At 54.3% G+C, this 25833-nt stretch carries 32 protein-coding genes; 29 read left to right on the top strand and 3 right to left on the bottom strand.

Translation table 11 applies throughout. From position 1 onward, the window contains the following. Window positions 1–225 precede the first annotated feature (225 nt). The 5 genes from W822_RS29120 to W822_RS29100 all read left to right on the top strand — a co-directional run bounded on the left by W822_RS29120 (window position 226) and on the right by W822_RS29100 (window position 5532). The gene (locus tag W822_RS29120; RefSeq protein ID WP_024004091.1) at window positions 226–906 is read left to right on the top strand and encodes a response regulator; all 681 of its coding nucleotides are present in this window, start codon (window positions 226–228) and stop codon (window positions 904–906) included. Further along, a complete protein-coding gene (locus W822_RS29115) occupies window positions 903–2327 on the top strand; it encodes a sensor histidine kinase (RefSeq protein ID WP_031242209.1) in 1425 nt (474 codons plus the stop codon). The genes W822_RS29120 and W822_RS29115 overlap by 4 nt, the downstream gene beginning before the upstream one ends. A 142-nt stretch (window positions 2328–2469) precedes the next feature. Beyond that, window positions 2470–3465, top strand: a complete 996-nt coding sequence (locus W822_RS29110; RefSeq protein ID WP_024004089.1) for a Bug family tripartite tricarboxylate transporter substrate binding protein — start codon at window positions 2470–2472, stop codon at window positions 3463–3465. 91 nt (window positions 3466–3556) lie between these two features. Continuing rightward, entirely contained in the window at window positions 3557–3994 is a 438-nt protein-coding gene (locus tag W822_RS29105; protein WP_024004088.1) for a tripartite tricarboxylate transporter TctB family protein, read from the top strand. Then, window positions 3991–5532 (top strand): tripartite tricarboxylate transporter permease, encoded by a 1542-nt coding sequence (locus W822_RS29100; RefSeq protein WP_024004087.1) that lies wholly within the window; start codon window positions 3991–3993, stop codon window positions 5530–5532. Before W822_RS29105 ends, W822_RS29100 begins: the two co-directional genes overlap by 4 nt. 128 nt (window positions 5533–5660) lie before the next feature. On the opposite strand, the gene hutG is transcribed toward W822_RS29100, so the two are convergent. Next, window positions 5661–6458 (bottom strand): N-formylglutamate deformylase, encoded by a 798-nt coding sequence (gene hutG / locus W822_RS29095; protein ID WP_031242207.1) that lies wholly within the window; start codon window positions 6456–6458, stop codon window positions 5661–5663. A gap of 28 nt (window positions 6459–6486) precedes the next feature. Next, complete coding sequence (locus W822_RS29090) at window positions 6487–8076, bottom strand: gamma-glutamyltransferase family protein (RefSeq protein ID WP_024004085.1); 1590 nt, start codon at window positions 8074–8076, stop codon at window positions 6487–6489. Between the two features lie 220 nt (window positions 8077–8296). Between W822_RS29090 and W822_RS29080 the strand changes: the two genes are divergently transcribed. The 6 genes from W822_RS29080 to W822_RS29055 all read left to right on the top strand — a co-directional run bounded on the left by W822_RS29080 (window position 8297) and on the right by W822_RS29055 (window position 14907). Beyond that, window positions 8297–9670, top strand: a complete 1374-nt coding sequence (locus W822_RS29080; protein WP_024004083.1) for an aspartate aminotransferase family protein — start codon at window positions 8297–8299, stop codon at window positions 9668–9670. 18 nt (window positions 9671–9688) lie between these two features. Then, entirely contained in the window at window positions 9689–10813 is a 1125-nt protein-coding gene (locus W822_RS29075; RefSeq protein ID WP_024004082.1) for an ABC transporter ATP-binding protein, read from the top strand. A 21-nt stretch (window positions 10814–10834) separates the two neighbouring features. Beyond that, entirely contained in the window at window positions 10835–11896 is a 1062-nt protein-coding gene (locus W822_RS29070; protein ID WP_024004081.1) for an ABC transporter substrate-binding protein, read from the top strand. Further along, window positions 11896–13074, top strand: a complete 1179-nt coding sequence (locus W822_RS29065; protein ID WP_024004080.1) for an ABC transporter permease — start codon at window positions 11896–11898, stop codon at window positions 13072–13074. The genes W822_RS29070 and W822_RS29065 overlap by 1 nt, the downstream gene beginning before the upstream one ends. Next, window positions 13075–13911 carry an ABC transporter permease gene (locus tag W822_RS29060; protein WP_024004079.1) on the top strand — a complete coding sequence of 279 codons (837 nt, stop codon included), beginning with the start codon at window positions 13075–13077 and terminating at the stop codon, window positions 13909–13911. Window positions 13912–14022: 111 nt separating this feature from the next. After that, window positions 14023–14907 (top strand): nucleotidyl transferase AbiEii/AbiGii toxin family protein, encoded by an 885-nt coding sequence (locus W822_RS29055; protein ID WP_024004078.1) that lies wholly within the window; start codon window positions 14023–14025, stop codon window positions 14905–14907. On the opposite strand, the gene W822_RS29050 is transcribed toward W822_RS29055, so the two are convergent. After that, window positions 14884–15765, bottom strand: a complete 882-nt coding sequence (locus tag W822_RS29050; protein ID WP_031242201.1) for a type IV toxin-antitoxin system AbiEi family antitoxin domain-containing protein — start codon at window positions 15763–15765, stop codon at window positions 14884–14886. The genes W822_RS29055 and W822_RS29050 overlap by 24 nt on opposite strands. A gap of 671 nt (window positions 15766–16436) precedes the next feature. On the opposite strand from W822_RS29050, the gene rplN reads away from it, so the two are divergent. The 18 genes from rplN to rplQ all read left to right on the top strand — a co-directional run bounded on the left by rplN (window position 16437) and on the right by rplQ (window position 25457). Beyond that, window positions 16437–16805, top strand: coding sequence for a 50S ribosomal protein L14 (rplN, locus tag W822_RS29045; RefSeq protein WP_024004076.1), 369 nt, complete (start codon window positions 16437–16439; stop codon window positions 16803–16805). A gap of 11 nt (window positions 16806–16816) precedes the next feature. Continuing rightward, window positions 16817–17146 carry a 50S ribosomal protein L24 gene (gene rplX, locus W822_RS29040; protein ID WP_024004075.1) on the top strand — a complete coding sequence of 110 codons (330 nt, stop codon included), beginning with the start codon at window positions 16817–16819 and terminating at the stop codon, window positions 17144–17146. Between the two features lie 2 nt (window positions 17147–17148). After that, window positions 17149–17688 (top strand): 50S ribosomal protein L5, encoded by a 540-nt coding sequence (gene rplE / locus W822_RS29035; RefSeq protein WP_024004074.1) that lies wholly within the window; start codon window positions 17149–17151, stop codon window positions 17686–17688. An 11-nt stretch (window positions 17689–17699) separates the two neighbouring features. After that, window positions 17700–18005, top strand: a complete 306-nt coding sequence (rpsN, locus tag W822_RS29030) for a 30S ribosomal protein S14 (RefSeq protein WP_024004073.1) — start codon at window positions 17700–17702, stop codon at window positions 18003–18005. Window positions 18006–18016: 11 nt separating this feature from the next. After that, window positions 18017–18412, top strand: coding sequence for a 30S ribosomal protein S8 (gene rpsH, locus W822_RS29025; protein WP_024004072.1), 396 nt, complete (start codon window positions 18017–18019; stop codon window positions 18410–18412). Between the two features lie 10 nt (window positions 18413–18422). Further along, entirely contained in the window at window positions 18423–18956 is a 534-nt protein-coding gene (gene rplF, locus W822_RS29020; protein WP_024004071.1) for a 50S ribosomal protein L6, read from the top strand. 21 nt (window positions 18957–18977) lie between these two features. Beyond that, a complete protein-coding gene (gene rplR, locus W822_RS29015; protein WP_024004070.1) occupies window positions 18978–19343 on the top strand; it encodes a 50S ribosomal protein L18 in 366 nt (121 codons plus the stop codon). Window positions 19344–19358: 15 nt separating this feature from the next. Beyond that, the gene (gene rpsE / locus W822_RS29010) at window positions 19359–19880 is read left to right on the top strand and encodes a 30S ribosomal protein S5 (protein WP_014752493.1); all 522 of its coding nucleotides are present in this window, start codon (window positions 19359–19361) and stop codon (window positions 19878–19880) included. Between the two features lie 3 nt (window positions 19881–19883). Next, on the top strand, window positions 19884–20072 hold the full coding sequence (gene rpmD, locus W822_RS29005; RefSeq protein WP_024004069.1) for a 50S ribosomal protein L30: 189 nt from the start codon (window positions 19884–19886) through the stop codon (window positions 20070–20072). A gap of 22 nt (window positions 20073–20094) precedes the next feature. Next, a complete protein-coding gene (gene rplO, locus W822_RS29000; protein WP_024004068.1) occupies window positions 20095–20538 on the top strand; it encodes a 50S ribosomal protein L15 in 444 nt (147 codons plus the stop codon). A gap of 11 nt (window positions 20539–20549) precedes the next feature. After that, complete coding sequence (secY, locus tag W822_RS28995; protein WP_024004067.1) at window positions 20550–21884, top strand: preprotein translocase subunit SecY; 1335 nt, start codon at window positions 20550–20552, stop codon at window positions 21882–21884. A 3-nt stretch (window positions 21885–21887) separates the two neighbouring features. Continuing rightward, on the top strand, window positions 21888–22106 hold the full coding sequence (gene infA, locus W822_RS28990) for a translation initiation factor IF-1 (RefSeq protein WP_024004066.1): 219 nt from the start codon (window positions 21888–21890) through the stop codon (window positions 22104–22106). A 25-nt stretch (window positions 22107–22131) separates the two neighbouring features. Then, window positions 22132–22245 (top strand): 50S ribosomal protein L36, encoded by a 114-nt coding sequence (gene rpmJ / locus W822_RS46100; RefSeq protein ID WP_024004065.1) that lies wholly within the window; start codon window positions 22132–22134, stop codon window positions 22243–22245. Between the two features lie 31 nt (window positions 22246–22276). After that, entirely contained in the window at window positions 22277–22642 is a 366-nt protein-coding gene (gene rpsM, locus W822_RS28985; RefSeq protein WP_014752487.1) for a 30S ribosomal protein S13, read from the top strand. A gap of 12 nt (window positions 22643–22654) precedes the next feature. Then, a complete protein-coding gene (rpsK, locus tag W822_RS28980) occupies window positions 22655–23053 on the top strand; it encodes a 30S ribosomal protein S11 (RefSeq protein ID WP_014752486.1) in 399 nt (132 codons plus the stop codon). A gap of 17 nt (window positions 23054–23070) precedes the next feature. Continuing rightward, window positions 23071–23694, top strand: a complete 624-nt coding sequence (gene rpsD / locus W822_RS28975; protein ID WP_024004064.1) for a 30S ribosomal protein S4 — start codon at window positions 23071–23073, stop codon at window positions 23692–23694. A gap of 134 nt (window positions 23695–23828) precedes the next feature. Further along, window positions 23829–24812 (top strand): DNA-directed RNA polymerase subunit alpha, encoded by a 984-nt coding sequence (locus W822_RS28970; protein WP_024004063.1) that lies wholly within the window; start codon window positions 23829–23831, stop codon window positions 24810–24812. Window positions 24813–25067: 255 nt separating this feature from the next. Continuing rightward, entirely contained in the window at window positions 25068–25457 is a 390-nt protein-coding gene (rplQ, locus tag W822_RS28965) for a 50S ribosomal protein L17 (protein WP_014752483.1), read from the top strand. Window positions 25458–25833 lie beyond the last annotated feature (376 nt).

Here is a 25833-nt window from a genome sequence, read left to right as displayed (position 1 = left end):
CCGGTCGCGGGCGACCCGCCGGACAAAAGCGGTTTTTCTAGGAATTGTTATGCCTATGATGATGATAAACGGACTGGCGCATTTTTGCATGCGCAGCATGGAGTAATGAAATATTTATCATCTGACTGCCGCGGTTGCAGTTCGTGGTCCGACGGTTCATAATCGGCCCATCCCCGATGTCCGCCCGTTTCCGGAGCCGCCCGAGCAGCCCGGGTATTGCAAATAATGAGAATCTTACTTGTCGAAGACGAACCTTCCCTGGCCAAATGGCTTGCCAAGAGCCTGGCGCGCTATGCCGGATTTATCGTCGAATGGGCCGATGACGGTCTGCTGGCAGTGCGCAGGCTGGAACTGGAAGAATACGACGCGGTCATTCTGGATCTGGGCCTGCCGGGCCTGGATGGGGCGGGCGTACTGGCGCGAATGCGCGCGAGGGATGATCGCACGCCGGTACTGGTGCTGACCGCGCGTGACTCGCTGAACCAGCGGATCGACCTGTTGCATCAGGGCGCCGATGATTTCCTGGCCAAACCGTTTGAGGTGGGCGAGCTGGAGGCGCGCCTGACGGCGCTGATCCGCCGCAGTCGTGGCAAAAGCCGGCCGCGTCTGCTGCTGGGCCAGTTGGCGCTCGATACCGCCTTGCAACAGTTCTTTATTGCCGATCAACCCCTGGCACTGTCGCCACGGGAAACTGCGGTGCTGCGGGTACTGATGCAGCGCAGCGGTGAGCCGGTGAGCAAACAGTCTATTCTGGACAGGGTGGTCGCCGACGACAAGGAAGTCAATCTGGAGGCTATCGAGGTCATTGTGCATCGCCTGCGCAAAAAACTGACGGACAGCGGCGCACAAATCGTGACGGTGCGTGGCGTGGGGTACAGTCTTGAGGCCGCGGTGGCGCACGAATGAAGCTGTTCTCCCGCAGTCTCAAATCCATTCTGCTCTGGCTGCTGGTGCCCGCGCTTTTGCTCACCATGCTGACCGCGCTGGGCATCTCGAACAAGGACTTGCGCAGGCAGATCACGGTGGCCTATGACCGTTCGCTGGTGGGGGCGCTCAATTCGCTTAATCACAATATTTCGACGCAAAGTGGCGGACTGTCGCTGGAGCAGCCTTATACATTGCTTGAGTTCTATCAGCTCACCGCCAATGCCGATGTGTTTTTCAAGATCGCCGCCGAAGACGGACTGTCCGTCATCGGCAATGCTGACCTGCCTATGCCTGACATGGCGCTGACTTCCGGCAAGGCCTATTTCTTCGACACCAATTACCTTGGCGCGCCCGTGCGTTCTGTGGTCATGGCCCGCGAAGCCGATCCCCCCCTGTATGGTGACAAGAGTGTGCGCATCATCATTCAGGTGGCCGAGGGTATTGGTGACCGTGAGTCTTTTATCGAACGCATGTTGTGGCGTTCGGTCGGGCGCGACTTGTTGTTGATCATGGTGGTTATGATCATCGTGATCGTGGGGATTATATTTGCCGTGCGACCGCTGGAGCGTCTGCGCCATGAGATGCGCTCGCGCACCATCAATGATTTGAGACCCGTCAGCACCGAAGGCATGCCCAAGGAAGTCAAGCCGCTGGTCAACGCCATCAATTCGCACATGCAGCGTTACACAGATCAGGCCGAGCGCCAGCGTCAGTTTCTGGATGATGCCTCGCATCAGCTGAAAACACCGCTGGCTGTGCTCAAAACGCAGATCGATTACGCCTTGCGCGAATCAGACCCCCAGGAAGTGCGCGAGGTGTTGCAGTCCATGAACGACGGTGTAGACCGGGCGATCCGCATGACCAGCCAGATGCTGGCGCTGGCCCGCGTACGCGATTCGCTGGATAATCAGGTCTGGCGGGATAGTGCCGATGTGGACATGGGGGCATTGGTAGATGATCTGGTGCGCGATTTATGGCCGCTGATCCGCGAGCGGCGTATTGATCTGGAGGTGATCCGGCCCGATACCGTCCTGTACGTGCGGGGTGTGGCCTGGTTGCTGCAGGAAGCGTTGCGCAATGTGCTGGACAATGCGATTCGCTATTGCCCGCGCGAAGGGGCCGTTGCCATTGAGCTGCGGCGTGTGAACGACACCACGGTCGAAGTGGTGATTGAAGACAGTGGGCCCGGCATGTCGCAGGAAGACCAACAAAAGGCAGGCATCCGCTTTCGTCGCGGCAAGGCCGGCAAGCATTTGCCGGGAGCCGGGCTTGGCCTGGCGATCGTCAATACGATTGTGCAAATGCATCAGGCGCAGATGGTCCTGGGGCCGGCAGAAAAGCTCAGGGGTTTGCGCGTGTGCCTAGTGTTTACCCTTAATTTGGGCACGCAAGCGGGTTGAACGCTGAATTTGAAAGCTAACCGAAAGGTTGAATCTGTAATGTACGGGCTGTTTCGTGGTTCAGGCCGTTTGCACGGATTCCGGCTCGTGCTGTTCCGGGGCCGGACTTTTCTATCATTCAATTATAAAGATGAGACTAAACATGCGTTCTTCTTTTCTGTCCCGAGTTTTCGGCGCATCCGTGATTGCTGCGCAGCTTGTGATCGCACAGACTGCCTTTGCCGATGAACCCCGCCGCCCTGAATGTATCGCCCCGGCCCAGCCCGGTGGCGGCTTTGACCTGACCTGCCGCCTTGCGCAGGAAGGCCTCAAGCACAGCGGTGCCCTGAAGTCCGCCATGCGGATTGTCTACATGCCGGGCGGTATTGGCGCGGTGGCATACAACAACGTGGTTGCTCAAAAACCCTCTGAGGGCGGCAATATTGTGGCCTTCTCCGGCGGTTCGCTGCTGAATCTGGCCCAGGGCAAGTTCGGCAAGTACAACGAAAACGACGTACGCTGGCTGGCCGCGGTTGGTACCGATTATGGCGTGGCTGTTGTACGCAAGGATTCTCCTTATCAGGATCTGAAATCGCTGATGCAGGCCTTCAAGGACGACCCGACCAAAGTGGTACTGGGTGCCGGCGGCACAGTGGGCAGCCAGGACTGGATGAAAGCGGCGCTGACGGCGCGTGCGGCTGGTGTCGACTACAAGAAAATGCGTTTTGTCGCATTTGAAGGGGGTGGCGAAGCCGTGACGGCCTTGCGTGGTGGTCATATTCAGGCGTATATGGGTGATGCGGCCGAGGCCTTCACCATGCTTGAAGGGGGCGCACCCATCAAAGTGCTGGCCGTGTTCAACGACAAACGCCTGGAAGGCAAGTTCAAGGACGTGCCCACCGCCAAAGAACAGGGCTTTGACATTGAATGGCCGATTATCCGTGGCTACTATGTCGGACCCAAGGTATCCGATGAGGATTACAACTTCTGGATCGATGCATTCAAGAAAATGACGGCCGATCCCGAGTTCGCCAAACTGCGTGAACAGCAGGGCCTGTTCCCCTTTGACAAAACCGGCGCCGAGCTGGATACCTATATCAAGGAACGCGTTGAAGCGTACCGCAAGCTGGCTGACTCTTTCGGCCTGATGAAAAAATAACAGTGCTCCCTGCCCGTTGTCTGTGTGATTTATCGCGGATAACGGGCCGCGCTGGCGCGCTGTGACTCTCTCTCTGTCTGGAATTTCTATCATGAATGATCGCATCTTGGGAATTGTTGCCCTGGCTGCTGCCGTATTTCTGACCGTTTTCGGCTGGAATCTGCACGCACCGGTGTCTTACGAACCCGTCGGGCCTCGCGCTTTTCCATTGCTGATTGCACTTGTCATTGGCCTGTGTGGCCTGTGGCTTATCTACAAAAACGAATTCACTGCCGAAGCCAACCCGCCCGGCGCTAACGGCCGGATTTTCCTGATGGTGCTGGTCGCGCTTGGCTATGCTTTCCTGTTTCAATGGCTGGGTTTCATTATCGCGACTACGCTGATGACGGTGCTGGTTGGGCGCCTGTTTGGCGGCGCCTGGATCAAATGCCTGACCGGTGGTCTGGTCATGGGTATTCTGTTTTTCTTCCTGTTTGACCGTGCGCTTGACGTCGTGCTGCCGACAGGTATTCTGGAGGGCCTGCTATGAGCGGCTTGTTCGATCACTTATCTATCGGTTTCGGGGTGGCCATGACATGGAGCAATCTGCTGATTGCTGCCGTGGGTGCATTCCTGGGTACGCTGGTAGGCGTGTTGCCCGGCCTGGGTCCGATCAACGGTGTAGCCATGCTGATTCCGCTGGCGTTCGCCATGAATTTTCCGCCGGAGTCAGCATTGATTCTGCTGGCGGCGGTGTATGTGGGTGCCGAATATGGCGGTCGTATTACGTCCATTCTGTTGAATGTGCCCGGCGAAGCCAGTGCCATCATGACCACGCTTGACGGCTACCCGCTGGCACGCCAGGGCCTGGCCAATGTCGCCTTGTCCCTCTCGGCCTGGTCTGCATTCTTTGGCGCGACGGTCTCGGTGATTGGCATTATGCTGCTGGCCCCGTTGCTGGCAAGCTGGGCGCTGGCCTTCGGTCCGCCAGAGTATTTTGTACTGATGGTGTTCTCGTTCTGCTGTCTGACCAGCCTGCTGGGTAAAAAACCGGTCAAGGGTGTGCTGGCAGCCATGATCGGGCTGGCCATTTCCGTGGTCGGCGTCGATGCCAATTCAGGCGTTTATCGCTACACGTTCGACTCGGTGCATCTGGCCGACGGCATTGAATTTGTGGTCGTGGTTATTGCCCTGTTCGCTGTGGCCGAGCTGCTTGAAATGCTTGAAAAAGTGATGGGCGGGCAACATGTCGAAGTCGATTCCAGCGGTCGTAAGTTGTTTAATTTGAAAGAACTGGCCTTCACCTGGTGGAGCGTGGTGCGCAGTGCCTTTGTCGGGTTCTTTGTCGGCGTGCTGCCTGGCGCGGGTGCCAGTGTGGCTGCGGCCGTTGCCTACTCGCAGGAAAAGCGCATTATCGAGAACAAGGATCCCAATGCGAAATTCGGCAAGGGGGATATGCGTGGTCTGGTCGCACCTGAAGCGGCCGCCACCGGTTCGGCTATCGGTTCGTTCGTGCCCATGCTGACGCTGGGCGTACCCGGCTCGGGCACGACTGCGGTCATGATGGGTGCGTTGACGCTGTATAACATTACACCCGGTCCGGTGTTGTTTGACTCCAAACCTGAACTGGTGTGGGGGCTGATTGCTTCTCTGTTCATCGCCAACGTCATGTTGTTTATCATGAACGTACCCATGGTCCGTGTCTTCTCCAAAGTATTGGCGGTTCCGGGCTGGCTCCTGGTACCTGGTGTGCTTTGCATCAGTTTTATCGGTGTCTATGCGATCAACGCGGGCAGTTTCGATCTGATGATGGTTGTGATTATCGGTGTCATCGGCTACTGGCTGCGGAAAATGGAAATCCCCATGGCACCGCTGGTGCTGGGTGTAGTGCTGGGCGATATGATGGAGCAGAACCTGCGCCGTGCCTTGTCTATCACCAATGGTGATGCGAGTATCCTGGTTGAAAGCAATATTTCAATTGGCTTATGGCTCGCTTCGGCAGCGGTCGTGCTGTTGCCGCTGTTGATGCGCAAATTCAGCCGCAAGGGCAAGAAACTGCTGGCACAGGTAGCGGAAGACGGCGAATAAGCAACTCTTTGCTTGGCGGTAAAAAAAACGGGCGTCCTGCGGGACGCCTGTTTACATTTATTGCGTATCACAAATGACAAATTGTCTGGCGGACTGGACGATAACGTTTGCTGCCCGGCAGGTGACCGTTATTTTTGTGCGTAGTGCAATGTCGTCTCCAGTGCCTGTTGCAGCAACGGCTGCACTCGGGCGGCCTTGTTCTCGTCGTAGGCAAAGGGCCGCGACTCTTCCATATAGGCGATTTGTGTCAGTTCCAGTTGTACAGCGTGGATGCGGTCTGCGGGATTGCCGTATTGACGTGTGATATAGCCACCCTTGAAGCGCCCATTGGCCGCAGCAGTATACTGGCCGTCCTGTTCGATTTGAGCTGCCAGCACTGCGCACAGTTCAGGGTGAGCACTTTTGTTATTGGCCGTGCCGAAATTGAAGTCGGTCAGCCTGCCGGGAAAGAACCGGCTGATTTCAGAGCGGATGGAGTGCGCTTCCCAAAGCACGGCGTACCCGTGTTCTTCCCTGAGCCGCTGCAGCTCTGTCTGCAGCGCAGTGTGATAGGGTTGCCAGAACAGGTCACGCCGCCGCGCTTTTTCGTGTTCGGATGGTTCGCGACCCGCCAGATAAAGCGGTTCTTTATCGAACGTGTCAATCGGGCACAGGCCGGTGGTATCCTGGCCCGGATACAGATTTTCGTCATCGGGCGGTCGGTTCAGATCGATGATGTATCGAGAATATGCAGGCGTCAGAAACGAGGCGCCTGCCTCTTTTGCAAAGGCGTACAAGCGGTCCAGATGCCAGTCGGTATCGTCCACAAAGGTGGCGACCTGCGTGAAATTTTCTGCAATCTGCGGGTCCAGCTGCGTTCCCATATGGGGAATGGAAACGAGCAGCGGAAGGGAGCCCCGATGCAGCGAAAAAATGTCGTCCGTCATAGTTGCTCCGTCCTGAAACAAAGATTAATCAGAAACCGACAGCCTGGCCGTCGCGCCGGGAATCAGAAGCGGCATAATAGCCGTGCTCGGCTTTATAGATAAGCTGCGCGGAACCGAATTCCAGGCTGTCGGGAGCTGCTACTTCCACGCGATGGCCTCGCGCTTTCAGGCTTTGCACTACTGCGTCCGGGGTATGTGCTTCCAGATACACAATGGGCCCGTTTTCGACGCGGAAGCGCGGGGCATCGCTCATGGCTTGCGGATTTTGCCCGAACGCCCCCAGGCGCGCCACCATTTGCGCATGACCCTGAGCCTGCATGCTGCCACCCATCACGCCAAAGGACATCAGGGGTTCGCCCTTGCGTGTCACAAAACCCGGAATAATTGTATGCAGCGGCTTTTTCTTTGGTCCCACGCAGTTGCCGTGACCTTCGCGGACATTGAATCCGCAACCGCGATTATGCAGCGCAATGCCGGTGCCCGGCACCACCACGCCCGAACCGAAGCCGTGATAATTGGACTGAATGAACGACACCATCGTGCCCGCTTCATCGGCTGCGGTCAGATAGACGGTTCCGCCCGCTGCCGGCATGCCCGCTTGTGGGGTCGTTGCCTGATCCATGCGGATTTGGCGGGCACGTTCCTGCAGGTAGGCAGTTGACAGCAGATCGGCGGTCGTCATCGTCATATGCGTCGGGTCGGCAATATGCTCATGCAAATCGGCAAACGCCAGTTTCATGGCTTCGATGCCCACATGATAAAAATCGGGGCTATCCACGCCCATGGCTTCCAGATCGAACTGGTCCAGTATGCCAACGCCCATCAGGGCGGCGATCCCCTGGCCGTTGGGCGGGATTTCATGCAGGGTCAGATCGCGAAACCGGGCGCTGATGGGTTCGACCCATTCGGCGGCGGCGCTGTCCAGATCGGCGGCGGTAAAGTAGCCGCCGGATTTGTCGGAGAACGCCAGAATTTTTTCGGCCAGCGCGCCGCGGTAAAAACTCTCGCCCCGGGTTTGGGCAATGTCTTTGAGCGTCGCTGCCTGTTCAGGGAATCGCCAGAGCTCTCCCGCTGTCGGAAAACGCCCGCTGGGCATAAATGCCTCGGCAAAGCCTGGCTGGTCCTTGCAGGTTTCACCTTGTGCGGCCCAGATACGGGAGATGGTCGGCGAGACCAGAAACCCCTGTTCGGCATACCGGATGGCAGGCTCAAAAAGATCTTCGAAGGGCAGTTTGCCGAATCTTTCCGACAGCGCTCGCCAGCCTGCGATCTGCGTAGGCACAGTGACCGTACCCCAGCCTTTGCCGGGCATACTGTCCTTGCCTTTGAATACGTCGTAAGTCCATTTCTCGGGCGAACGACCGCAAGCGCTCAGCCCATATAGACGACCTTCATGCCATAACTGCACGAATAAGTCTCCCCCAATGCCGTTCATGACCGGTTCAACCACGGTCAGCGCAATGGCCGTGGCCAGCGCGCTGTCCACCGCGTTGCCGCCACGGTACAGCATCGACAGGCCGGCCTGGGCTGCCAGCGGCTGTGATGTGCTGACGACATTGCGCGCAAAAACGGGCATCTTCTGGGAACGGTAGGGGAAAGACCAATCTAATTCAGGCATAGTGGTTAATTTCAAATGTGTTTATCAAAAAGGTAATCTTATTATCATAGCGCATATCCGCAAGGTGGCGCTGACGGTTATATGACAACTGTGACTTTGTGAAGGGCGGCGGATGCTCGACGGGGGTGGGATTTCCCGGGCTCCCCCCGGAGTGCTCGCCATCGGCCACGATAGTATGGATAATAACCATATACCGGACGCAACTCATTTTGGAGGAAACATGAGCAGCAATTCAATCTCGCAACAGGGCAACGACGACATCGCCTTTCACATGCACCCTTATACCAACGCCATCACCCATGCCACGCAGGGGCCGCTGGTGATTGTGCGTGGTGACGGGATTTATGTCGAAGATGAAAACGGCAAGAAATACATCGAAGCGATGGCCGGGTTGTGGAGTGTCGCCGTCGGTTTCAGCGAACAGCGACTGGTGGATGCGGCCATGCGCCAGATGCAGACCCTGCCGTTCTATCATCTGTTTACGCATAAAACGCATGACGCCGCTGTCCGTTTTGCCAAAACTCTGATTGATCTGGCGCCCGTGCCCATGAGCAAGGTGTTCTTTACCAACTCCGGGTCCGAAGCCAATGACACCGTCATGAAACTGCTGTGGTATCGGTCCAATGCACTGGGTCTGCCAAACAAGAAAAAACTCATTGCCCGCAACAAGGGCTACCATGGCGTGACCATTGCGTCGGCCAGCCTCACCGGCCTGCCTGGCAATCACAAGGGCTTCGATCTGCCGCTTGAACGCGTGCTGCACACCACGTGCCCGCATTACTGGCGCGAAGGCAAAGACGGCGAGACCGAAGAGGAATTTGCCACCCGCATGGCAGCCGACCTTGAAGCGCTGATCGTCAAGGAAGGTCCCGACACCGTTGCCGCTTTCTTTGCCGAGCCGGTCATGGGGGCGGGCGGGGTAATTGTGCCGCCTAAAACGTATTGGGAAAAGATCCAGGCAGTCCTGAATAAATATGATGTGCTGCTGGTCGCCGACGAAGTGATTTGCGGTTTTGGCCGCACCGGCAAAATGTTTGCCAGTGAAACTTACGACATCAAACCGGATGTCATGGTACTGTCAAAACAGATCTCCTCCTCTTACCAGCCGCTGTCAGCCATTTTGCTCAACAGCCGCATGTTCGATCCGATCGCCGACGAAAGCAACAAGCTGGGCGTGCTGGGGCATGGCTTTACTGCCGGCGGGCACCCGGTCGCCGTGGCAGTGGGTCAGGAAAACGTGAATATCATTCGTGAGCGAAATCTTGTACAAAATGCCTCTGAAACGGGGGCGCATCTGCAGGAGCGGCTTGGCAGTCTGCGAGATCATCCGCTGGTGGGCGAAGTGCGAGGCGTTGGCCTGATCGCCGGCGTGGAACTGGTCACGGACAAAAAAGCCAAGACAGCGCTGGCAACACCAGGACAGCTGGGAACAGCCGTTGGTCGCAAGCTGCAGGAGCTGGGCGTTATCACGCGCAATATCGGTGACACGCTGGCATTCTGCCCGCCGCTGATCATCAACAAAGAGCAAGTGGACACGCTGGTTGATGCCGTGACTCAGGCACTGGATGCCACCCAGCAGTCGCTGAAATCCTGACAGGGAGAAGCAAGCCTTATGTGCGCCGCGACTGCGAACCACAATAATCCTCTGGTGCGTTTCAAAAACGTACGCAAGAGTTATGACGGCAAGAACCTGGTGGTCAGACACCTGAACCTGGATATCCGGCAGGGCGAGTTTCTGACCTTGCTGGGGCCATCGGGATCGGGCAAAACCACGACGCTCATGATGCTGGCCGGTTTCGAGGCGCCTACCTCGGGCACGATCGAATTGGCCGGTGAGCAGATAGACAACCTGCCGCCACACAAACGCAATATCGGCATGGTGTTTCAGAACTACGCGTTGTTTCCCCACATGACCGTTGCGGAAAATGTGGCCTTCCCGCTCAAGGTTCGCAAGTTCGATGCCGACACGCAGCAAGAGAAAGTCAAAACGGCGCTTGCCATGGTGCAGCTCGATGGAATGGAGAAACGCTTCCCCTCACAGTTATCGGGCGGGCAGCAGCAGCGCGTCGCGCTGGCGCGGGCGCTGGTCTTTGATCCGGAACTGGTATTGATGGATGAGCCGCTGGGCGCGCTGGACAAGCAACTGCGCGAGCATATGCAACTTGAAATAAAAAGGTTGCATGCCGAATTGGGGGTCACGGTGGTTTACGTGACACACGATCAGGGTGAGGCGCTGACCATGTCGGATCGCGTTGCTGTGTTTCACGATGGCAAGGTTCAGCAGATCGGCTCTCCCCAGGACATCTACGAGTCGCCCGAAACGGCCTTTGTCGCCGGGTTCATTGGTGAAAATAATCGGACACATGGTGTGATCACGCAGGCCAGTTCGCGCCAGGCCACGGTCGACCTGGATAGCGGCTTGCAGATACGTGGCCTGCAGCAACTGGGCATGAAGGTGGGCGATCGCGTGTCAGTGTCCATCCGTCCGGAGCGAATCGCGCTTGATCCAGCAGAGAATGCGACGGATGTGCGCTGCCAGGGCAAGGTCCAGGAGGTCATTTATCTGGGCGATCACGTTCGTGTTCGCCTGGCCATCAATGGCGACCCTGATTTTGTTGTCAAACAGCCGGTTTCCCAGCTTCGCCGCAACATTGCCGTGGGCGAAACAGTCGAGCTGGGCTGGAATCATGAGTTCGTGCGGCTGCTGGATCCGTTCGAAAAAACACCAGCAGCATAATTTTTATCTGGAGTGAGACAAATGAAAAGTAAAACAATCAAATCCGCATTCTTGCGTGCTGCGGTCATGAGCGGCCTGGGACTGGCCATGACGGGCGTGCAGGCTGCCGACAGCCTGACACTGGTCTCGTTTGGCGGCGATAACAAGACAGCCCAAGAAAAAGCGTATTACACGCCTTACGAAAAAGAAACCGGAACCAAAATCACCGCTGCGGAATACAACGGTGAGCAGGCCAAAATCAAGGCCATGGTTGACACCAACAGTGTGAGCTGGGACGCGGTGGAAGTGGAAAGCCCCGAGCTGGTGCGCGGCTGTGAAGAAGGCCTGTTCGAGCCCATCGACTGGAGCGTGATCGGCAACAAAGGCGATTTCATCGAGGCGGCCACCGATAAGGATTGCGGCGTAGGCATGTTCGTGTGGTCGGTCGCGCTGTCCTACAACGCCGATAAATTCAAGGACAACGCACCCAAAAGCTGGGCCGATTTCTGGGACGTCAAGAAATACCCCGGCAAGCGGGGCCTGCGCAAAGGCGCCAAGTACACACTTGAAATTGCCCTCATGGCCGATGGCGTCCCACCTAAAGAAGTCTATAAAGTGCTCAGCACGCCCGAAGGCGTGGACCGTGCCTTTGCCAAGCTGGATGAACTCAAGCCCAACATCCAGTGGTGGGAATCGGGCGCGCAGCCGGCACAGTATCTGGTCTCGGGTGATGTCGTCATGACCTCGGCCTACAACGGCCGGATTTCGCAGGCAGCCCGCGAAGGCAAGAATCTCAAAGTCGTCTGGGATGGCAGCGTTTATGATCTGGACTACTGGGCCATTCCGAAAGGCAATGCACGCAAGGCCGAGACAATGAAATTCATTGCGTTTGCCAGCAAGCCTGAAACCCAGAAGGTCTATGCAGAAAATATTGCATATGGCGCCGTCAATAAAAAAGCCATTGAGCTGATCGACAAAAAATTCCTGGCCGACATGCCGACGGCACCGGACAACGAAAAGAATGCCATTGCCCTGGATGTGGATTTCTGGATCGACAATGGGGTTTCTCTGGAGCAGCGGTATAACGCCTGGGTCGCCAAATAATGACTGATTCACGCAAGGCGCTGTGGCTGACCGTTCCTCTGTTGCTTTTCCTGCTGTTGACGTTCGTGGCGCCGATCGCCTCGTTCCTGGGCAAAAGCGTAGCCAATCCCGAAGTGGTCACGACCTTGCCGGCGACTGTAAAGCAATTACAGAAATGGGAGGCGGGCTCGCCCGTCTCCGAAGTCATGTATCGGGCGCTGGCCGATGATCTGGCCCGCGCCCGTGAAGAACAGGCAATGGGACCGCTCATGCAGCGGCTCAATTTCGAAGAGCCGGGCTTTCGTACCCTGATTTCCAAAACCGCGCGCAAACTGCCGTTCAAAATCGATCCACCCAGTTTTCAGAAAGCGTTTGACGAGATCGATCCGCGCTGGTCAGACCAGAAGTACTGGGGTATTCTCAAAAACAATGCCCGGGCGCAGACGCCTTATTATCTGTTGACTGCGCTCGATCTGAAACAGGCGCCCGATGGTAGTATCGGCGCGGCGCCGGCCGATCAGGGCATTTTCAAGGCCATTTACCTGCGCACTTTCTGGATGGCCGCCATTGTGACGGTGGTGGCGCTGCTGCTGGCCTATCCCCTGGCGTATTTGCTGGCGCGGCTGCCGGCCCGGATCAGCAATTTGCTGATGATCCTGGTGCTGCTGCCCTTCTGGACGTCGCTGCTGGTGCGTACGGCGGCCTGGATTGTGCTGCTTCAGAACGGCGGCCTCATCAACCGGCTGCTGCTGGATCTCGGGCTGATCGATGCGCCGGTTCAACTGGTGTTCAATCGCCTTGGCGTCTACATCGCCATGGTTCATATCATGCTGCCCTTCATGATTCTGCCGCTTTACAGCGTGATGAAGGGCATTTCGCCGACATATATGCGGGCTGCGGTATCGCTGGGGTGTCATCCCTTGCGCAGTTTCTGGGCCGTGTACTTCCCCCAAACCCTGCCCGGTATCGGCGCCGGTTGCCTGCTGGTGTTTATTACCGCTATCGGCTATTACATTACGCCGGCATTGCTGGGCGGGCCCAAAGACCAGATGATCAGTTATTTCATCGCGTTCTATACCAACGGCACCATCAACTGGGGCCTGGCCGGGGCGCTGGCGGCCATGTTGCTGCTGGCAACGCTGATTTTGTATGCTGTCTACAGTCGCCTGAGCGGCAGCACGCGCCTAGGGGTGGCATAAATGGCACAGGATAAGGCAATCCTAACTCCCTCTGAGCGCATCTGGCGCGTCGTGCACTGGCTGCTGGCACTGATCGTGCTGCTGTTTCTGATCGTGCCGGTACTGGTCATTGTGCCCCTGTCGTTCAATGACAGTTCCTTCCTGGTCTATCCGCTCAGTGGCTTTTCGTTGCGCTGGTATGAGAACTTCTTTCAATCCCCTGAATGGATGCTGGGCCTGAAGAACACCCTGATCGTCGCGCCGCTGGCCACGCTGATCGCCACCGTACTGGGCACGGCGGCCGCCCTGGCGCTGTACCGCGCCCGCTTTCCCGGAAAAGGCCTGTTGCTGGGGCTGTTGATTTCCCCCATGGTCGTTCCCGTCGTCATTCTTGGCGTGGCCGCCTATCTGTTCTTCGCGCCGCTGGGGCTGGCGAACAGTCTGGGATTGCTGGTTGTGATGCATGCCGTGCTGGGGGCGCCGTTTGTATTGATTACGGTGATGGCCACGCTCGAAGGCTATGACACCAATCTGGGCCGGGCGGCGGCCAGCCTGGGCGCGCCGCCACTGTATGCGTTTACCAAGGTGACCTTGCCGCTGATTGCGCCGGGCGTCATTTCCGGCGCGCTGTTCGCCTTCGGGACGTCATTCGACGAAGTGGTCATGACCCTGTTCATTGCCGGACCGGACCAATACACCTTGCCCCGGGTCATGTTCAGCGGCATCCGCGAAAATCTCAATCCGACCATCGCAGCGGCCGCCACGCTGCTTATTCTGTTTTCGGTCGTCATGCTGCTGACCCTGGAATGGCTGCGCCGCCGCAGTGAACGACTGCGCATGGGGGGTGTGCAGGGATAGCCGGTAGACAAAATTGCGTAGGGACTGCTACACCGGGTAGTTCCGCCAGCCAGCGTATTGTATTAGGATGATTCGCCGTCAGGACTATCATTTTCAGTACGTTTTTTGTTTATGGTGAATATTCAGGGCATCACGTTAGATCACATAAAAAAGTGGGTAATTACTGCCATTATTTCCGATGATGAGCTTTTTGAACATCTCATTTTGAAGGGTGGGAACGCGATAGAGCTGATTCATCATATTGTGGCGCGTGCGTCGATCGATATCGATTTTTCAATGAAGGCTGATTTTCCAGGCGGTAGTGCGAATTTGGCGCAACGTGCAGAGCGGACATTAACGCACACATTTAAACAGCATGGATACCAGGTTTTTGATTTCAAATTTCACTGTAGACCGGAAACGCTGTCGGTAGACGTCGAAGATTTCTGGGGCGGGTATAAAATTGAGTTCAAGCTCGTACCCTCAGATTTTTTCGCCAACCATTCAGGCGATCAGGATTTACTTCGCAAGCATGCTTTGCGAGTGGGGCAAGGGCAAAAATTCCTCATCGACATCAGTCGCCATGAATATGTCAATGACCGCGTTGCTCACGATTTTGATGGATACATCATTTACGTCTATTCGCCCCTTATGATTGTTTGCGAAAAACTTCGGGCTATTTGCCAACAGATGCCGGAGTATGGCCCTGTGGTCAAAAGGGCCCGGGCGGGGAGTGCGAGAGCACGAGATTTTTACGACATTTACCAATTGGTGACACTGCTGAATTTGGACTTAGTGTCTGATCATGCGCATCACATTCTCACGGAAATGTTCGAGTGTAAAAGGGTAGACTTGGCATTTCTGGACAGGATCACCGGGCAACGGGAGTTTCACAGACCGGATTTTCCTTCTGTGCAGAACACTGTCCCGCCTGGCGTAAGCTTGGAAAGCTTTGATTTCTATTTTGACTTCACTGTGGGGCTGGTGAATCGCTTAAAGGCCTTTCGGAATATATAGTTGCCATGCCTTCACATATTCCATATCCTGCATTTTATTGTCTAAATAAAAATCGTACTCAATAGGCAGCCGTCTGACCAAGTCCAGAAGTGAGGACCGGTAACCGGCGCGTTCCAGATAAAATCCGATCGCCTGATGGTAAGGATAAATATGATTAATTTTTTTCAGCATACTTATTAGGGCGTTGACTGAGACCTGTTCCTTTGCCAGTGTAAATGCCTTTAGTACCTCATAGACTCCCCCGGAATAAACGGGACGCACTGTAATATCAATCAAAGTCCGTTCGACGCCGGTGACGCGAACGAGGACCTGCTGACCCTCTTCATCATTCATCGGCTCGTTGATAACGCCGAGCTGGCCGGTATTTTTACCGTTCAGCAAATAGATGCGATTACCTTCAAACTCAATGACATTATTGGAGATTCGGGGCTGGCGACTGAAGGCCGTGTCGATGTTGGTTTGCTCGAGTGCGCCCGACGATTGGCTTTTCAAATGCTGCTCGTGATTGATATAGATCGTTTTGGGGATTTGTTCGGTCAACCCATGCATTCGCATAGCCGTATAGTGACTAAAATAGCTGTTCGGGCGTAGCGTTTGGAGAATATTCAGTAACGGCTGTTCTCCCCAGACGTAGCGGGTTTCCTTGCGGTGGGGGAAGGGGAAGTGATATTCCCTTAACTTACCCTGTTTCTTGAGAAATTCAATGAAGTCTTGCGTGGTCGTGCTTTTTGCCAGGCGCCAAAAGCTCCGCTGATTGGACAGAAGCATTTTCAGGTCGGAAAGCTTCAGAACCGGTACGCCCTGATCCAAGGCATTCAGTATGTCGGACTTGGCGATTTGAATACGGGAAACAGCCACTTTATTCACCAGCGTTCTAGGAAGTATATATACATCCTAGAATACCATGCCACCTAAGGAAATGGGCACAAGAGGGAGAGAATGAAGTATATATACTTCATTCTCTCCCTGGCTATTCGGTTCGTACCCATTCCGCGATGTTTTATAATATAAACGGTGTTTGATGAAGTATATATACTTCATCAAACATCAGCTGAGCTTAATGCGTATGGCCAATGGGCTTGCTCGCAAATCTGTGCGAACAACGCTTAGCACCATATCAACTACCGGAATTAAACATGTCATCTGGTTCGCCTACGGAATCTACTCACCGTTTTTGCAAAAAGTTGTTGTTTTTCAAGTATTAATAAGCAATTTCACGGTAAATAGCCCTTGCATTCGGATAGCGGATAGGATATATTAGAGGACTTCGTTCGTTTACGAGCGGGAAAACTATTTAAACAGATTTCAACCCAGGGTGGCGCACGCGAAACTAACGGGCGCGGCCTGACGGGACCAAAACTGGTTATATGAATAGCATCTGGTGCTTGCTGCCTGCCTAATATCCTGATTTTCCACAGCCAATATGGCCGTTGGGGTGACTGGGTAAAAACGGGTTGGGAGTCCAGAAATGGCAAACGGGCTGTCGGGAGACCGGCAGTGTATGTAACTAAGTTGGAACAGGAATAATCATGATCCAAATGCAAAGCACGCTAGACGTGGCTGATAACACTGGTGCGCGCCGTATTATGTGCATCAAGGTGTTGGGCGGCTCAAAGCGCCGTTACGCAGCCATCGGTGACATCATCAAGGTGACTGTCAAGGATGCAGCTCCGCGCGGACGCGTCAAAAAAGGCGAAATCTATAACGCGGTCGTTGTACGTACCGCCAAGGGCGTTCGTCGTAAAGACGGTTCGCTGATTCGTTTCGGCGGAAACGCAGCTGTACTGCTGAACGCCAAACTTGAACCTATCGGTACACGTATTTTCGGGCCTGTTACGCGTGAACTGCGTACCGACCGCTTCATGAAAATCGTGTCACTGGCACCTGAAGTGCTGTAAGGGGCAGATCGATGGAAAATATTCGTAAAGGTGACGAGGTTATCGTCCTTACCGGTCGTGACAAAAAGCGCCGCGGTGTCGTACTGGCCCGTGTTGACGCTAATTACGTCCTGGTCGAAGGCGTTAACGTTGTCAAGAAACACACCAAACCCAATCCGATGAGCAACAACCCGGGTGGTATCGTTGACAAAACAATGCCTATTCACGTTTCCAACGTCGCATTGTTCAACCCCGCTACCGGCAAGGCTGATCGCGTGGGCGTGAAAGAAGTGGATGGACGTAACGTCCGTATTTACCGTTCTAACGGCGAAGTCGTTGGCGCGAAAGCGAAAGGGGCGTAATCATGGCTCGTTTGCAAGACTTATACAACAGCAAAATTGCTGGCGATCTGAAGAAACAGTTCGGTTACCAGAGCGACATGGAAGTGCCTCGCATTTCCAAGATCACACTGAACATGGGTGTTTCCGAAGCCGTTGCCGACAAGAAAGTGATCGAACACGCTGTTTCCGACCTGACAAAAATCTCCGGTCAGAAACCTGTCGTGACTAAAACCAAAAAGGCGATTGCCGGTTTTAAAATCCGTGAAAACTATCCTATCGGTTGCATGGTGACATTGCGCGGTCAGCGTATGTACGAGTTCCTGGATCGTCTGGTGACGATTGCGTTGCCTCGTGTACGCGACTTCCGTGGTATCTCCGGTCGCGCGTTCGATGGTCGTGGTAACTACAACGTCGGGGTGAAAGAGCAAATCATTTTCCCTGAAATTGAGTACGACAAAATCGACGCACTGCGTGGCCTGAATATCAGTATCACAACGACAGCTAAGACAGACGAAGAAGCCAAGGCACTGCTTACCGCCTTCAGCTTCCCGTTTCGTAACTAAGGGGCGATGACGTGGCAAAACTTTCACTCATCAATCGCGATATCAAACGCGCCAAACTGGTTGAGAAATTCGCAGCCAAACGTGCCGCATTGACAGCGATCATTAACGATACATCGAAATCCGACGAAGAGCGCTACGACGCACGTTTGAAATTACAGCAATTACCGCGTAATGCAAGCCCGACCCGTATGCGTAACCGTTGTGTTATCACCGGACGCCCTCGTGGCGTGTTCAGCAAATTTGGTTTGACCCGTCACAAACTGCGCGAGATGGCAATGCGCGGAGAAGTGCCCGGTATGACCAAGGCTAGCTGGTAGGAGAATAAATTATGAGCATGAGCGATCCAATCGCCGATATGCTGACGCGTATTCGTAACGCACAGCAGGTCGAGAAAGTCTCGGTATCGATGCCCTCCTCTAAGCTGAAAGTGGCTATCGCCACCGTGCTGAAAGATGAAGGTTATATCGAGAGCTTTGAAGTCAAAGGTGAAAAAGCCAAGCCAGAGCTTGAAATTTCACTGAAATATTACGCGGGACGTCCCGTGATCGAGCGCATTGACCGCGTTTCACGTCCTGGACTGCGCATTTACAAAGGCCGTACTGCCATCCCTCAGGTGATGAACGGTCTGGGCGTAGCCATCGTCTCCACTTCACGTGGCGTCATGACCGACCGCAAGGCCCGTCATGAAGGCGTGGGCGGCGAAGTACTGTGTTACGTGGCATAAGGAGAAGAATATGTCACGTATAGCAAAATATCCTGTTGAAGTCCCTAAAGGTGTTGACGTTAACATCACGGACAGCAACATTCATGTTAAAGGCCCTTTGGGTGAACTGAACCAGGCTCTGGGCGGCGAAGTCGCTTTGACACTGGACGACGGCAAAATCTCTTTTGCGGTGGCTGATGATTCCCGCCATGCAAAAGAAATGTCCGGCACTCTGCGTGCTCTGGTAAACAACATGGTTACCGGCGTCAGCAAGGGTTTCGAACGTCGTCTGAATCTGGTTGGCGTGGGTTACCGTGCCCAGGTTCAGGGAGATTCACTCAAGCTTCAACTTGGTTTCTCGCATGACATCGTGCATCCGCTGCCAAAAAGCGTGAAAGCCGAATGCCCCACTCAGACCGAAATCGTTCTGAAGAGCTTCGACAAACAGGCTGTTGGTCAGGTTGCTGCGAAAGTTCGCGCCTATCGTCCACCAGAGCCCTACAAAGGCAAAGGTGTCCGTTATGCTGACGAACGCGTCATCATCAAAGAAACCAAGAAGAAATAATAGCGCAGGCAAGGATATATCATGGACAAAAAATTATCCCGTTTGCGTCGTGCCGTGGCGACTCGCCGGAAAATTGCAGAACTCGGTGCATACCGTCTGTCAGTTCACCGTTCGAATCTTCACATTTACGCAAACGTTATTTCGCCGGAAGGCGACAAGGTGTTGTTCACCGCTTCTACGCTCGAGCCTGAAGTCCGCAAGGAACTGGCCGAAGGCAAGAAAAATGGTGGCAACGTTGAGGCAGCCGTCATTGTTGGAAAACGCGTTGCCGAGAAAGCCAAGGCAGCGGGCATCGAGTCTGTAGCGTTCGATCGCGCCGGTTTTCGTTACCATGGCCGCGTCAAGGCGCTGGCTGAAGCCGCGCGTGAAGCCGGCCTCAAGATCTAATCGAGGAATTGTCAAATGGCAAAAGCACAAGGCAAGAACGCCCCTGAGCAAGAACGCGATGACGGTTTTCGCGAGAAGATGATTGCGGTCAACCGTGTGACCAAAGTAGTAAAAGGTGGTCGCACAATGAGCTTCGCTGCCCTGACAGTGGTCGGTGATGGCGATGGTCGTATCGGCATGGGTAAAGGTAAAGCACGCGAGGTGCCCGTCGCAGTTCAGAAAGCAATGGAACAGGCCCGTCGCGGCATGGTTCGTATCGCTCTGAAAGAGGGTACCCTGCATCACACCGTCGTGGGTAAACATGGCGCATCAACTGTTCTGATTTCACCGGCCGCCGAAGGTACCGGTGTGATCGCCGGTGGTCCGATGCGCGCCATTTTCGAAGTGATGGGTGTCCGTAACGTGGTTGCAAAGAGCCTGGGCTCAAGCAATCCGTATAACCTGGTACGCGCAACACTGAACGGTCTGAACGCCTGCCTGACACCTTCCGAGGTGGCAGCCAAGCGTGGCAAGTCCGTCGAAGAAATTCTGGGGTAAATGATGGCACAGAAGAAGCAAATTAAAGTCACGCTTGTTCGGTCCGTTATCGGCACCAAGCAAGATCACCGCGATACAGTGCGTGGTTTGGGTTTGGGTAAAGTAAACAGCAGCCGCGTGCTGGTGGATACACCGGAAGTTCGCGGGATGATTCGCAAAGTCGATTATCTCGTGTCCGTCTCGGAAGCCTGAAGCCTATCGTAAAGGAATAGAGATGTCCGAAATGCAACTCAACTCATTGTCCCCCGCTGAAGGCAGCAAGCATGCCAAACGCCGCGTTGGTCGCGGTATTGGTTCAGGCTTGGGTAAAACCGCCGGCCGTGGACACAAAGGTCAGAAATCACGCTCAGGCGGCTTTCATAAAGTCGGCTTCGAGGGTGGTCAGATGCCTCTGCAACGTCGTTTGCCAAAACGCGGCTTTACGCCTCTGGGTCAGCACCTGTACTCACAAGTACGTCTGTCTGATCTGCAGAAGCTGACTGCCGACGAGGTTGACGTTCAGGTGCTCAAGCAGGAAGGTATTATTGGTCAGCAGGTACGTTATGTGAAAGTCATCAAATCCGGTGATCTTTCCCGCAAGGTATCCCTCAAAGGGCTGACAGCAACAGCAGGTGCCCGCGCAGCGATCGAAGCCGCTGGTGGTTCACTCGCTGAGTAAAAGGGGTCAAAGTGGCTAAAGCACAGGCAGCAGGAAAAGCAGGTAGCGGTAAGAAATACGGCGACCTCAGGCAGCGTCTTGTGTTCCTGATTCTCGCACTGGTTGTGTATCGACTGGGCACGCATATTCCGGTTCCGGGTATTAATCCCGATGCCATGCGCCAGTTGTTCAATTCTCAGTCAGGCGGGATTCTGGGCCTCTTTAACATGTTCTCGGGTGGCGCATTGTCGCGCTTCTCGGTATTTGCTCTGGGTATCATGCCGTATATTTCGGCATCGATCATCATGCAGCTGCTCAGCTCGGTCATGCCTTCTCTTGAAGCTATCAAGAAAGAAGGCGAGGCCGGCCGCCGCAAGATCACCCAGTACACACGCTATGGCACGGTTGTGCTGGCGCTGGCGCAATCCTTTGGTATTGCTGCCACGCTGCAGGCTCAACCTGATCTGGTCAATGCACCCGGACCCATGTTCGTTTTCACGACCGTGGTCACCCTGGTAACCGGAACCATGTTCGTGATGTGGCTTGGTGAGCAAATTACCGAACGCGGCCTGGGCAACGGTATTTCAATCCTGATTTTTGCAGGTATTGTGGCCGGTCTGCCTACCGCGCTGGCAAGCATGTTCGAGTTGGTCAGTCAGAATCAGATCGGTACAGTGTCCGCACTGTTCATCCTGGTTCTGGTGGTGGCGGTAACTGCACTGGTGGTATTTGTTGAACGTGGTCAGCGCCGGATTACGGTGAACTACGCCAAACGTCAGGTTGGTAACAAGGTTTATGGCGGTCAGAGCTCGCATCTGCCCCTGAAGCTGAATATGGCAGGTGTGATTCCTCCCATCTTCGCTTCATCCATTATTCTGTTTCCGGCCACGATTGCCAGCTGGTTCTCGCAGTCAAGCAACATGCGCTGGCTGTCTGATGCGGCAGCTGCATTGCAGCCCGGTCAGCCCCTGTATGTGACAGTATTTACTGCCCTGGTCGTGTTCTTCTGCTTTTTCTATACCGCGCTGGTTTTCAACAGCCGGGAAACAGCAGACAATCTGAAGAAAAGCGGTGCATTTGTTCCGGGTATCCGTCCGGGACTGCAGACATCAAAATACATCGACAAGATTTTGATGCGCCTGACACTGATCGGTGCGATTTATATCACGCTGGTGTGTCTGGTTCCCGAATTTCTCCGGATGCAGTGGCAGAACGTACCGTTTTATTTTGGTGGCACCTCGCTGTTGATTATCGTAGTGGTGACAATGGACTTCATGGCGCAGGTACAGGCCTATATGATGTCACACCAGTATGATTCGCTACTGAAGAAAACAAGTTTCAAAGGTTCGAGCTTACCAATGAGATAGAACATGGCAAAGGATGACGTCATACAAATGCAGGGTGAGGTTGTCGAGAACCTCCCAAACGCAACTTTTCGTGTAAAGCTCGAAAACGGACATGTGGTCCTGGCTCACATTTCCGGCAAGATGCGAATGCACTATATTCGGATTCTTCCGGGTGACAAGGTAACGGTGGAACTCACACCCTATGACCTGTCACGTGCAAGAATCGTCTTCCGCTCCAAATAAGCGGAAACAAAACTAGGAGTCAACCATGAAGGTAATGGCATCGGTAAAAAAGATCTGCCGTCATTGCAAGATCATTAAACGACACGGAGTTGTACGAGTAATTTGTACAGATCCACGTCACAAGCAGCGTCAGGGTTAATCCTGGTGCATCGATTTAACGAGGAACAGACATGGCCCGTATAGCTGGCATTAACATTCCGCCGCATCAACATGCAGAAATCGGTCTGACCGCTATTTTTGGCATTGGACGCACACGCTCTCGCAAAATCTGCGAAACAGCCGGTGTGGCTTTTGACAAGAAAGTGAAAGATCTGACAGATGCAGAACTCGAAAAAATCCGTGAACAGGTTGGTCAGTTCACAGTCGAGGGTGATTTGCGTCGTGAAGTACAACTTTCGATTAAACGTCTGATTGACCTGGGTACATACCGTGGTCTGCGTCACAAACGTGGTTTGCCCGTTCGCGGTCAGCGCACACGTACTAACGCACGCACACGCAAGGGCCCACGTCGTTCAGCACAATCACTGAAGAAATAATCGGGGTAGATTATGGCGAAAGCTTCTGGCGGCGCTGCACGCGCACGCAAAAAAATCAGAAAGGTCGTATCGGACGGTATTGCACACGTTCATGCGTCTTTCAATAACACAATCATCACAATTACTGACCGTCAAGGCAATGCCTTGTCATGGGCGACGTCGGGTGGCGCGGGCTTTAAAGGCTCTCGTAAATCGACGCCTTTTGCAGCGCAGGTTGCAGCCGAGTCAGCGGGCCGTGTAGCATTGGAATATGGTATCAAAACACTGGAAGTACGCATCAAGGGCCCTGGTCCTGGTCGTGAATCTTCGGTGCGTGCATTGAATGCACTGGGTATCAAAATCTCCAGCATCTCAGACATCACGCCAGTCCCGCATAACGGTTGCCGCCCTCCTAAACGTCGTCGTATCTAATTTAGCAAGGGAAAAAAATGGCACGATATACTGGACCAAAATGCAAACTTTCGCGTCGCGAAGGCATTGATCTGTTCCTGAAAAGCGCACGTCGTTCACTCGACTCCAAATGCAAGCTGGACTCCAAACCCGGTCAGCACGGCCGCACCTCCGGTGCCCGTACGTCCGACTACGGCCTGCAACTGCGTGAAAAGCAAAAACTGAAACGTATGTACGGTGTGCTCGAAAAGCAATTCCGTAAATACTTCGCTGAAGCTGAGCGTCGCCGTGGCAACACTGGCGAGACCCTGATTCAGTTGCTTGAATCACGTCTGGACAACGTTGTATACCGTATGGGTTACGGTTCAACACGTGCAGAAGCCCGTCAATTGGTTGCCCACGGTGCAATCGAACTGAACGGCCACAAGGCAGATATTCCTTCCATGCTGGTCAGCAGCGGCGACGTTGTTTCTGTTCGTGAAAAATCGAAAAACCAGGGTCGCATCAAGGAATCCATGGAACTGGCATCCGGCAACGGCCTGCCACAGTGGGTCGAAGTGGACACCAGCAAACTGACTGGTACGTTCAAACAGGCTCCTGATCGCGCTGATGTCGCTCGCGATATCAACGAATCCATGATCGTGGAATTGTATTCACGTTAATGTGCTTCAGGAAAACAGGGAACCTTCAGGGTTTCCTGTTTTTTGTCTCTCCAGCTTGTATCCAGGTAGTATTTATCTTATCCATCAGCCTTATCGGTGTAACGAGCCGAGGGTATTGAAAAGGAAACAGAGTTATGTCTCAAGGTTTTTTGAAGCCTCGTTCCATTGAAGTCACACCGGTTACCGAAAACCACGCCAAAGTGGTCATGGAACCGTTCGAACGTGGTTATGGCCACACCCTGGGCAACGCCCTGCGCCGCATCCTGCTGTCTTCCATGACTGGCTATGCGCCGACAGAAGTGCAGATCACAGGTGTGGTACACGAATACTCTACGCTGGCAGGCGTGCGTGAAGATGTCGTTGACATCGTTCTGAACCTCAAAGGTATTGTATTCAAACTGAATAATCGTGAAGAAGTGACCGTTACGCTGCGCAAATCCGGCTCAGGCCCGGTTCTGGCCAGCGATATCGATCTGCCTCACGACGTTGAAATCATCAACCCGAATCATGTCATCGCCACGCTGACCGACAACGGCAAGCTGGAAATGCAGATCAAGATCGAGCAGGGCCGTGGCTATGTCGCCGGCAATATGCGCGCCCTTACAGACGAGCGCTCGCACACGATCGGTCGCATCCAGATGGACGCCTCTTTCAGCCCGGTTCGTCGCGTCAGCTACGCCGTTGAAAGCGCTCGTGTTGAACAGCGTACCGATCTGGATAAACTGGTTCTTGATATCGAAACAAACGGCGTGATTTCTCCTGAAGAAGCCGTGCGCCAGTCTGCACGTATCCTGATGGACCAGATCTCCGTCTTTGCCGCGCTTGAAGGCGCGAGCGACACGTTTGAAACACCGGTTCGCGGCGTACCGCAAATCGACCCTGTGCTGCTGCGTCCTGTTGATGACCTCGAACTGACTGTTCGTTCCGCCAACTGCCTGAAAGCCGAAAATATTTACTACATCGGTGATCTGATCCAGCGTACTGAAAACGAATTGCTCAAAACACCAAACCTGGGCCGTAAGTCTTTGAACGAAATCAAAGAAGTACTGGCTGCGCGTGGCCTGACCCTGGGCATGAAGCTGGAAAGCTGGCCGCCACTGGGACTTGAGCGGCCTTAATGTTGCATAGTGTCGGCCGCCGGCGTCAAAGCCGGCGGTCGATATGAGCCTGAGGCTCACAATTGTTGTAAAATAAGCGGCTCCCCGCAAGGGAGCCAAATAATCCGGATGAAACCGGGCATGTCGCAACGGGCATACCTGTTTTCTCCATAAGCCAACCGGACCGCCGGCTATGACAGCTGTCATAACAGGATAGAAGAACCGGCCAAACAGGCGGCATCTGCCGTCTTTAACGTAGATTCAAAGGAAATTATCATGCGTCACCGTAGTGGTCTTCGTAAACTGAACCGTACCAGCAGCCATCGCCTGGCGATGTTCCGCAACATGTCTGTATCTCTGATCCAGCACGAAGCGATCAAAACAACATTGCCTAAAGCCAAAGAGCTGCGCCGTGTCATCGAGCCCCTTATCACTCTGGCCAAAGAGCCAACCCTGGCCAACAAACGCCTGGCATTCGCCCGTCTGCGTGATCGCGATGCCGTCGTTAAACTGTTTGCCGAAATCGGTCCCCGCTACAAAGAGCGCAACGGTGGTTACACCCGTGTTCTGAAAATGGGTTTCCGTCAGGGCGATAACGCACCAATGGCATTCATGGAACTGGTTGACCGTCCTGAAGTGGCCGACGAAGTGGTCGACGCCGAATAATAAGGCATAGATCGCAAGTCGACACGCCGGTGTTCATACACCGGCAGGCGTCGCAGTATTTCTTGGCCGGTGAGCATTTTACATCGGCAGCAAAAAAGGCATCTGTTTTGGCAGGTGCCTTTTTTGCGTCTGCTGGGTCGACAAGCGCCTTGGATGTTCGTCGAAAATCAGTTGTGGTCTTTTGGGCAGGAGCAATCTGTCACACTCACATCTGCTTAAAGCGTCATTTTTGCTATTCTCATGTAGTTAAATAAAATTGATTGTTGAAATACAAATATATCTACATTTGTATATACTATGGGAATGCAGTTCTTCATTTCAGGATTCGATTGGGATAACGGAAATTGGCCAAAATGCGCGAGACACGGGGTTTCTA

Source organism: Advenella kashmirensis W13003, from assembly GCF_000506985.1.
In the GTDB taxonomy this organism is placed as follows: Bacteria; Pseudomonadota; Gammaproteobacteria; order Burkholderiales; family Burkholderiaceae_B; genus Advenella; species Advenella kashmirensis_A.
This window is presented reverse-complemented; position numbering and strand designations above follow the sequence as displayed.

Excerpts from the sequence above, each read along its gene's own strand:
- W822_RS29055 (WP_024004078.1), top strand. The coding sequence starts at position 14,023 with ATGGTGAATATTCAGGGCATCACGTTAGATCACATAAAAAAGTGGGTA.
- W822_RS28970 (WP_024004063.1), top strand. The coding sequence starts at position 23,829 with ATGTCTCAAGGTTTTTTGAAGCCTCGTTCCATTGAAGTCACACCGGTT.
- W822_RS29060 (WP_024004079.1), top strand. The coding sequence starts at position 13,075 with ATGGCACAGGATAAGGCAATCCTAACTCCCTCTGAGCGCATCTGGCGC.
- rplQ (WP_014752483.1), top strand. The coding sequence starts at position 25,068 with ATGCGTCACCGTAGTGGTCTTCGTAAACTGAACCGTACCAGCAGCCAT.
- W822_RS29090 (WP_024004085.1), bottom strand. The coding sequence starts at position 8,076 with ATGCCTGAATTAGATTGGTCTTTCCCCTACCGTTCCCAGAAGATGCCC.
- W822_RS29120 (WP_024004091.1), top strand. The coding sequence starts at position 226 with ATGAGAATCTTACTTGTCGAAGACGAACCTTCCCTGGCCAAATGGCTT.
- rpmJ (WP_024004065.1), top strand. The coding sequence starts at position 22,132 with ATGAAGGTAATGGCATCGGTAAAAAAGATCTGCCGTCATTGCAAGATC.
- infA (WP_024004066.1), top strand. The coding sequence starts at position 21,888 with ATGGCAAAGGATGACGTCATACAAATGCAGGGTGAGGTTGTCGAGAAC.
- rpsM (WP_014752487.1), top strand. The coding sequence starts at position 22,277 with ATGGCCCGTATAGCTGGCATTAACATTCCGCCGCATCAACATGCAGAA.
- rpsK (WP_014752486.1), top strand. The coding sequence starts at position 22,655 with ATGGCGAAAGCTTCTGGCGGCGCTGCACGCGCACGCAAAAAAATCAGA.
- W822_RS29070 (WP_024004081.1), top strand. The coding sequence starts at position 10,835 with ATGAAAAGTAAAACAATCAAATCCGCATTCTTGCGTGCTGCGGTCATG.
- W822_RS29065 (WP_024004080.1), top strand. The coding sequence starts at position 11,896 with ATGACTGATTCACGCAAGGCGCTGTGGCTGACCGTTCCTCTGTTGCTT.
- W822_RS29115 (WP_031242209.1), top strand. The coding sequence starts at position 903 with ATGAAGCTGTTCTCCCGCAGTCTCAAATCCATTCTGCTCTGGCTGCTG.
- rplX (WP_024004075.1), top strand. The coding sequence starts at position 16,817 with ATGGAAAATATTCGTAAAGGTGACGAGGTTATCGTCCTTACCGGTCGT.
- rpsE (WP_014752493.1), top strand. The coding sequence starts at position 19,359 with ATGGCAAAAGCACAAGGCAAGAACGCCCCTGAGCAAGAACGCGATGAC.
- hutG (WP_031242207.1), bottom strand. The coding sequence starts at position 6,458 with ATGACGGACGACATTTTTTCGCTGCATCGGGGCTCCCTTCCGCTGCTC.
- W822_RS29100 (WP_024004087.1), top strand. The coding sequence starts at position 3,991 with ATGAGCGGCTTGTTCGATCACTTATCTATCGGTTTCGGGGTGGCCATG.
- W822_RS29080 (WP_024004083.1), top strand. The coding sequence starts at position 8,297 with ATGAGCAGCAATTCAATCTCGCAACAGGGCAACGACGACATCGCCTTT.
- W822_RS29105 (WP_024004088.1), top strand. The coding sequence starts at position 3,557 with ATGAATGATCGCATCTTGGGAATTGTTGCCCTGGCTGCTGCCGTATTT.
- rplF (WP_024004071.1), top strand. The coding sequence starts at position 18,423 with ATGTCACGTATAGCAAAATATCCTGTTGAAGTCCCTAAAGGTGTTGAC.
- W822_RS29110 (WP_024004089.1), top strand. The coding sequence starts at position 2,470 with ATGCGTTCTTCTTTTCTGTCCCGAGTTTTCGGCGCATCCGTGATTGCT.
- rpmD (WP_024004069.1), top strand. The coding sequence starts at position 19,884 with ATGGCACAGAAGAAGCAAATTAAAGTCACGCTTGTTCGGTCCGTTATC.
- rpsH (WP_024004072.1), top strand. The coding sequence starts at position 18,017 with ATGAGCATGAGCGATCCAATCGCCGATATGCTGACGCGTATTCGTAAC.
- rplN (WP_024004076.1), top strand. The coding sequence starts at position 16,437 with ATGATCCAAATGCAAAGCACGCTAGACGTGGCTGATAACACTGGTGCG.
- rplO (WP_024004068.1), top strand. The coding sequence starts at position 20,095 with ATGTCCGAAATGCAACTCAACTCATTGTCCCCCGCTGAAGGCAGCAAG.
- rplR (WP_024004070.1), top strand. The coding sequence starts at position 18,978 with ATGGACAAAAAATTATCCCGTTTGCGTCGTGCCGTGGCGACTCGCCGG.
- W822_RS29075 (WP_024004082.1), top strand. The coding sequence starts at position 9,689 with ATGTGCGCCGCGACTGCGAACCACAATAATCCTCTGGTGCGTTTCAAA.
- rplE (WP_024004074.1), top strand. The coding sequence starts at position 17,149 with ATGGCTCGTTTGCAAGACTTATACAACAGCAAAATTGCTGGCGATCTG.
- rpsD (WP_024004064.1), top strand. The coding sequence starts at position 23,071 with ATGGCACGATATACTGGACCAAAATGCAAACTTTCGCGTCGCGAAGGC.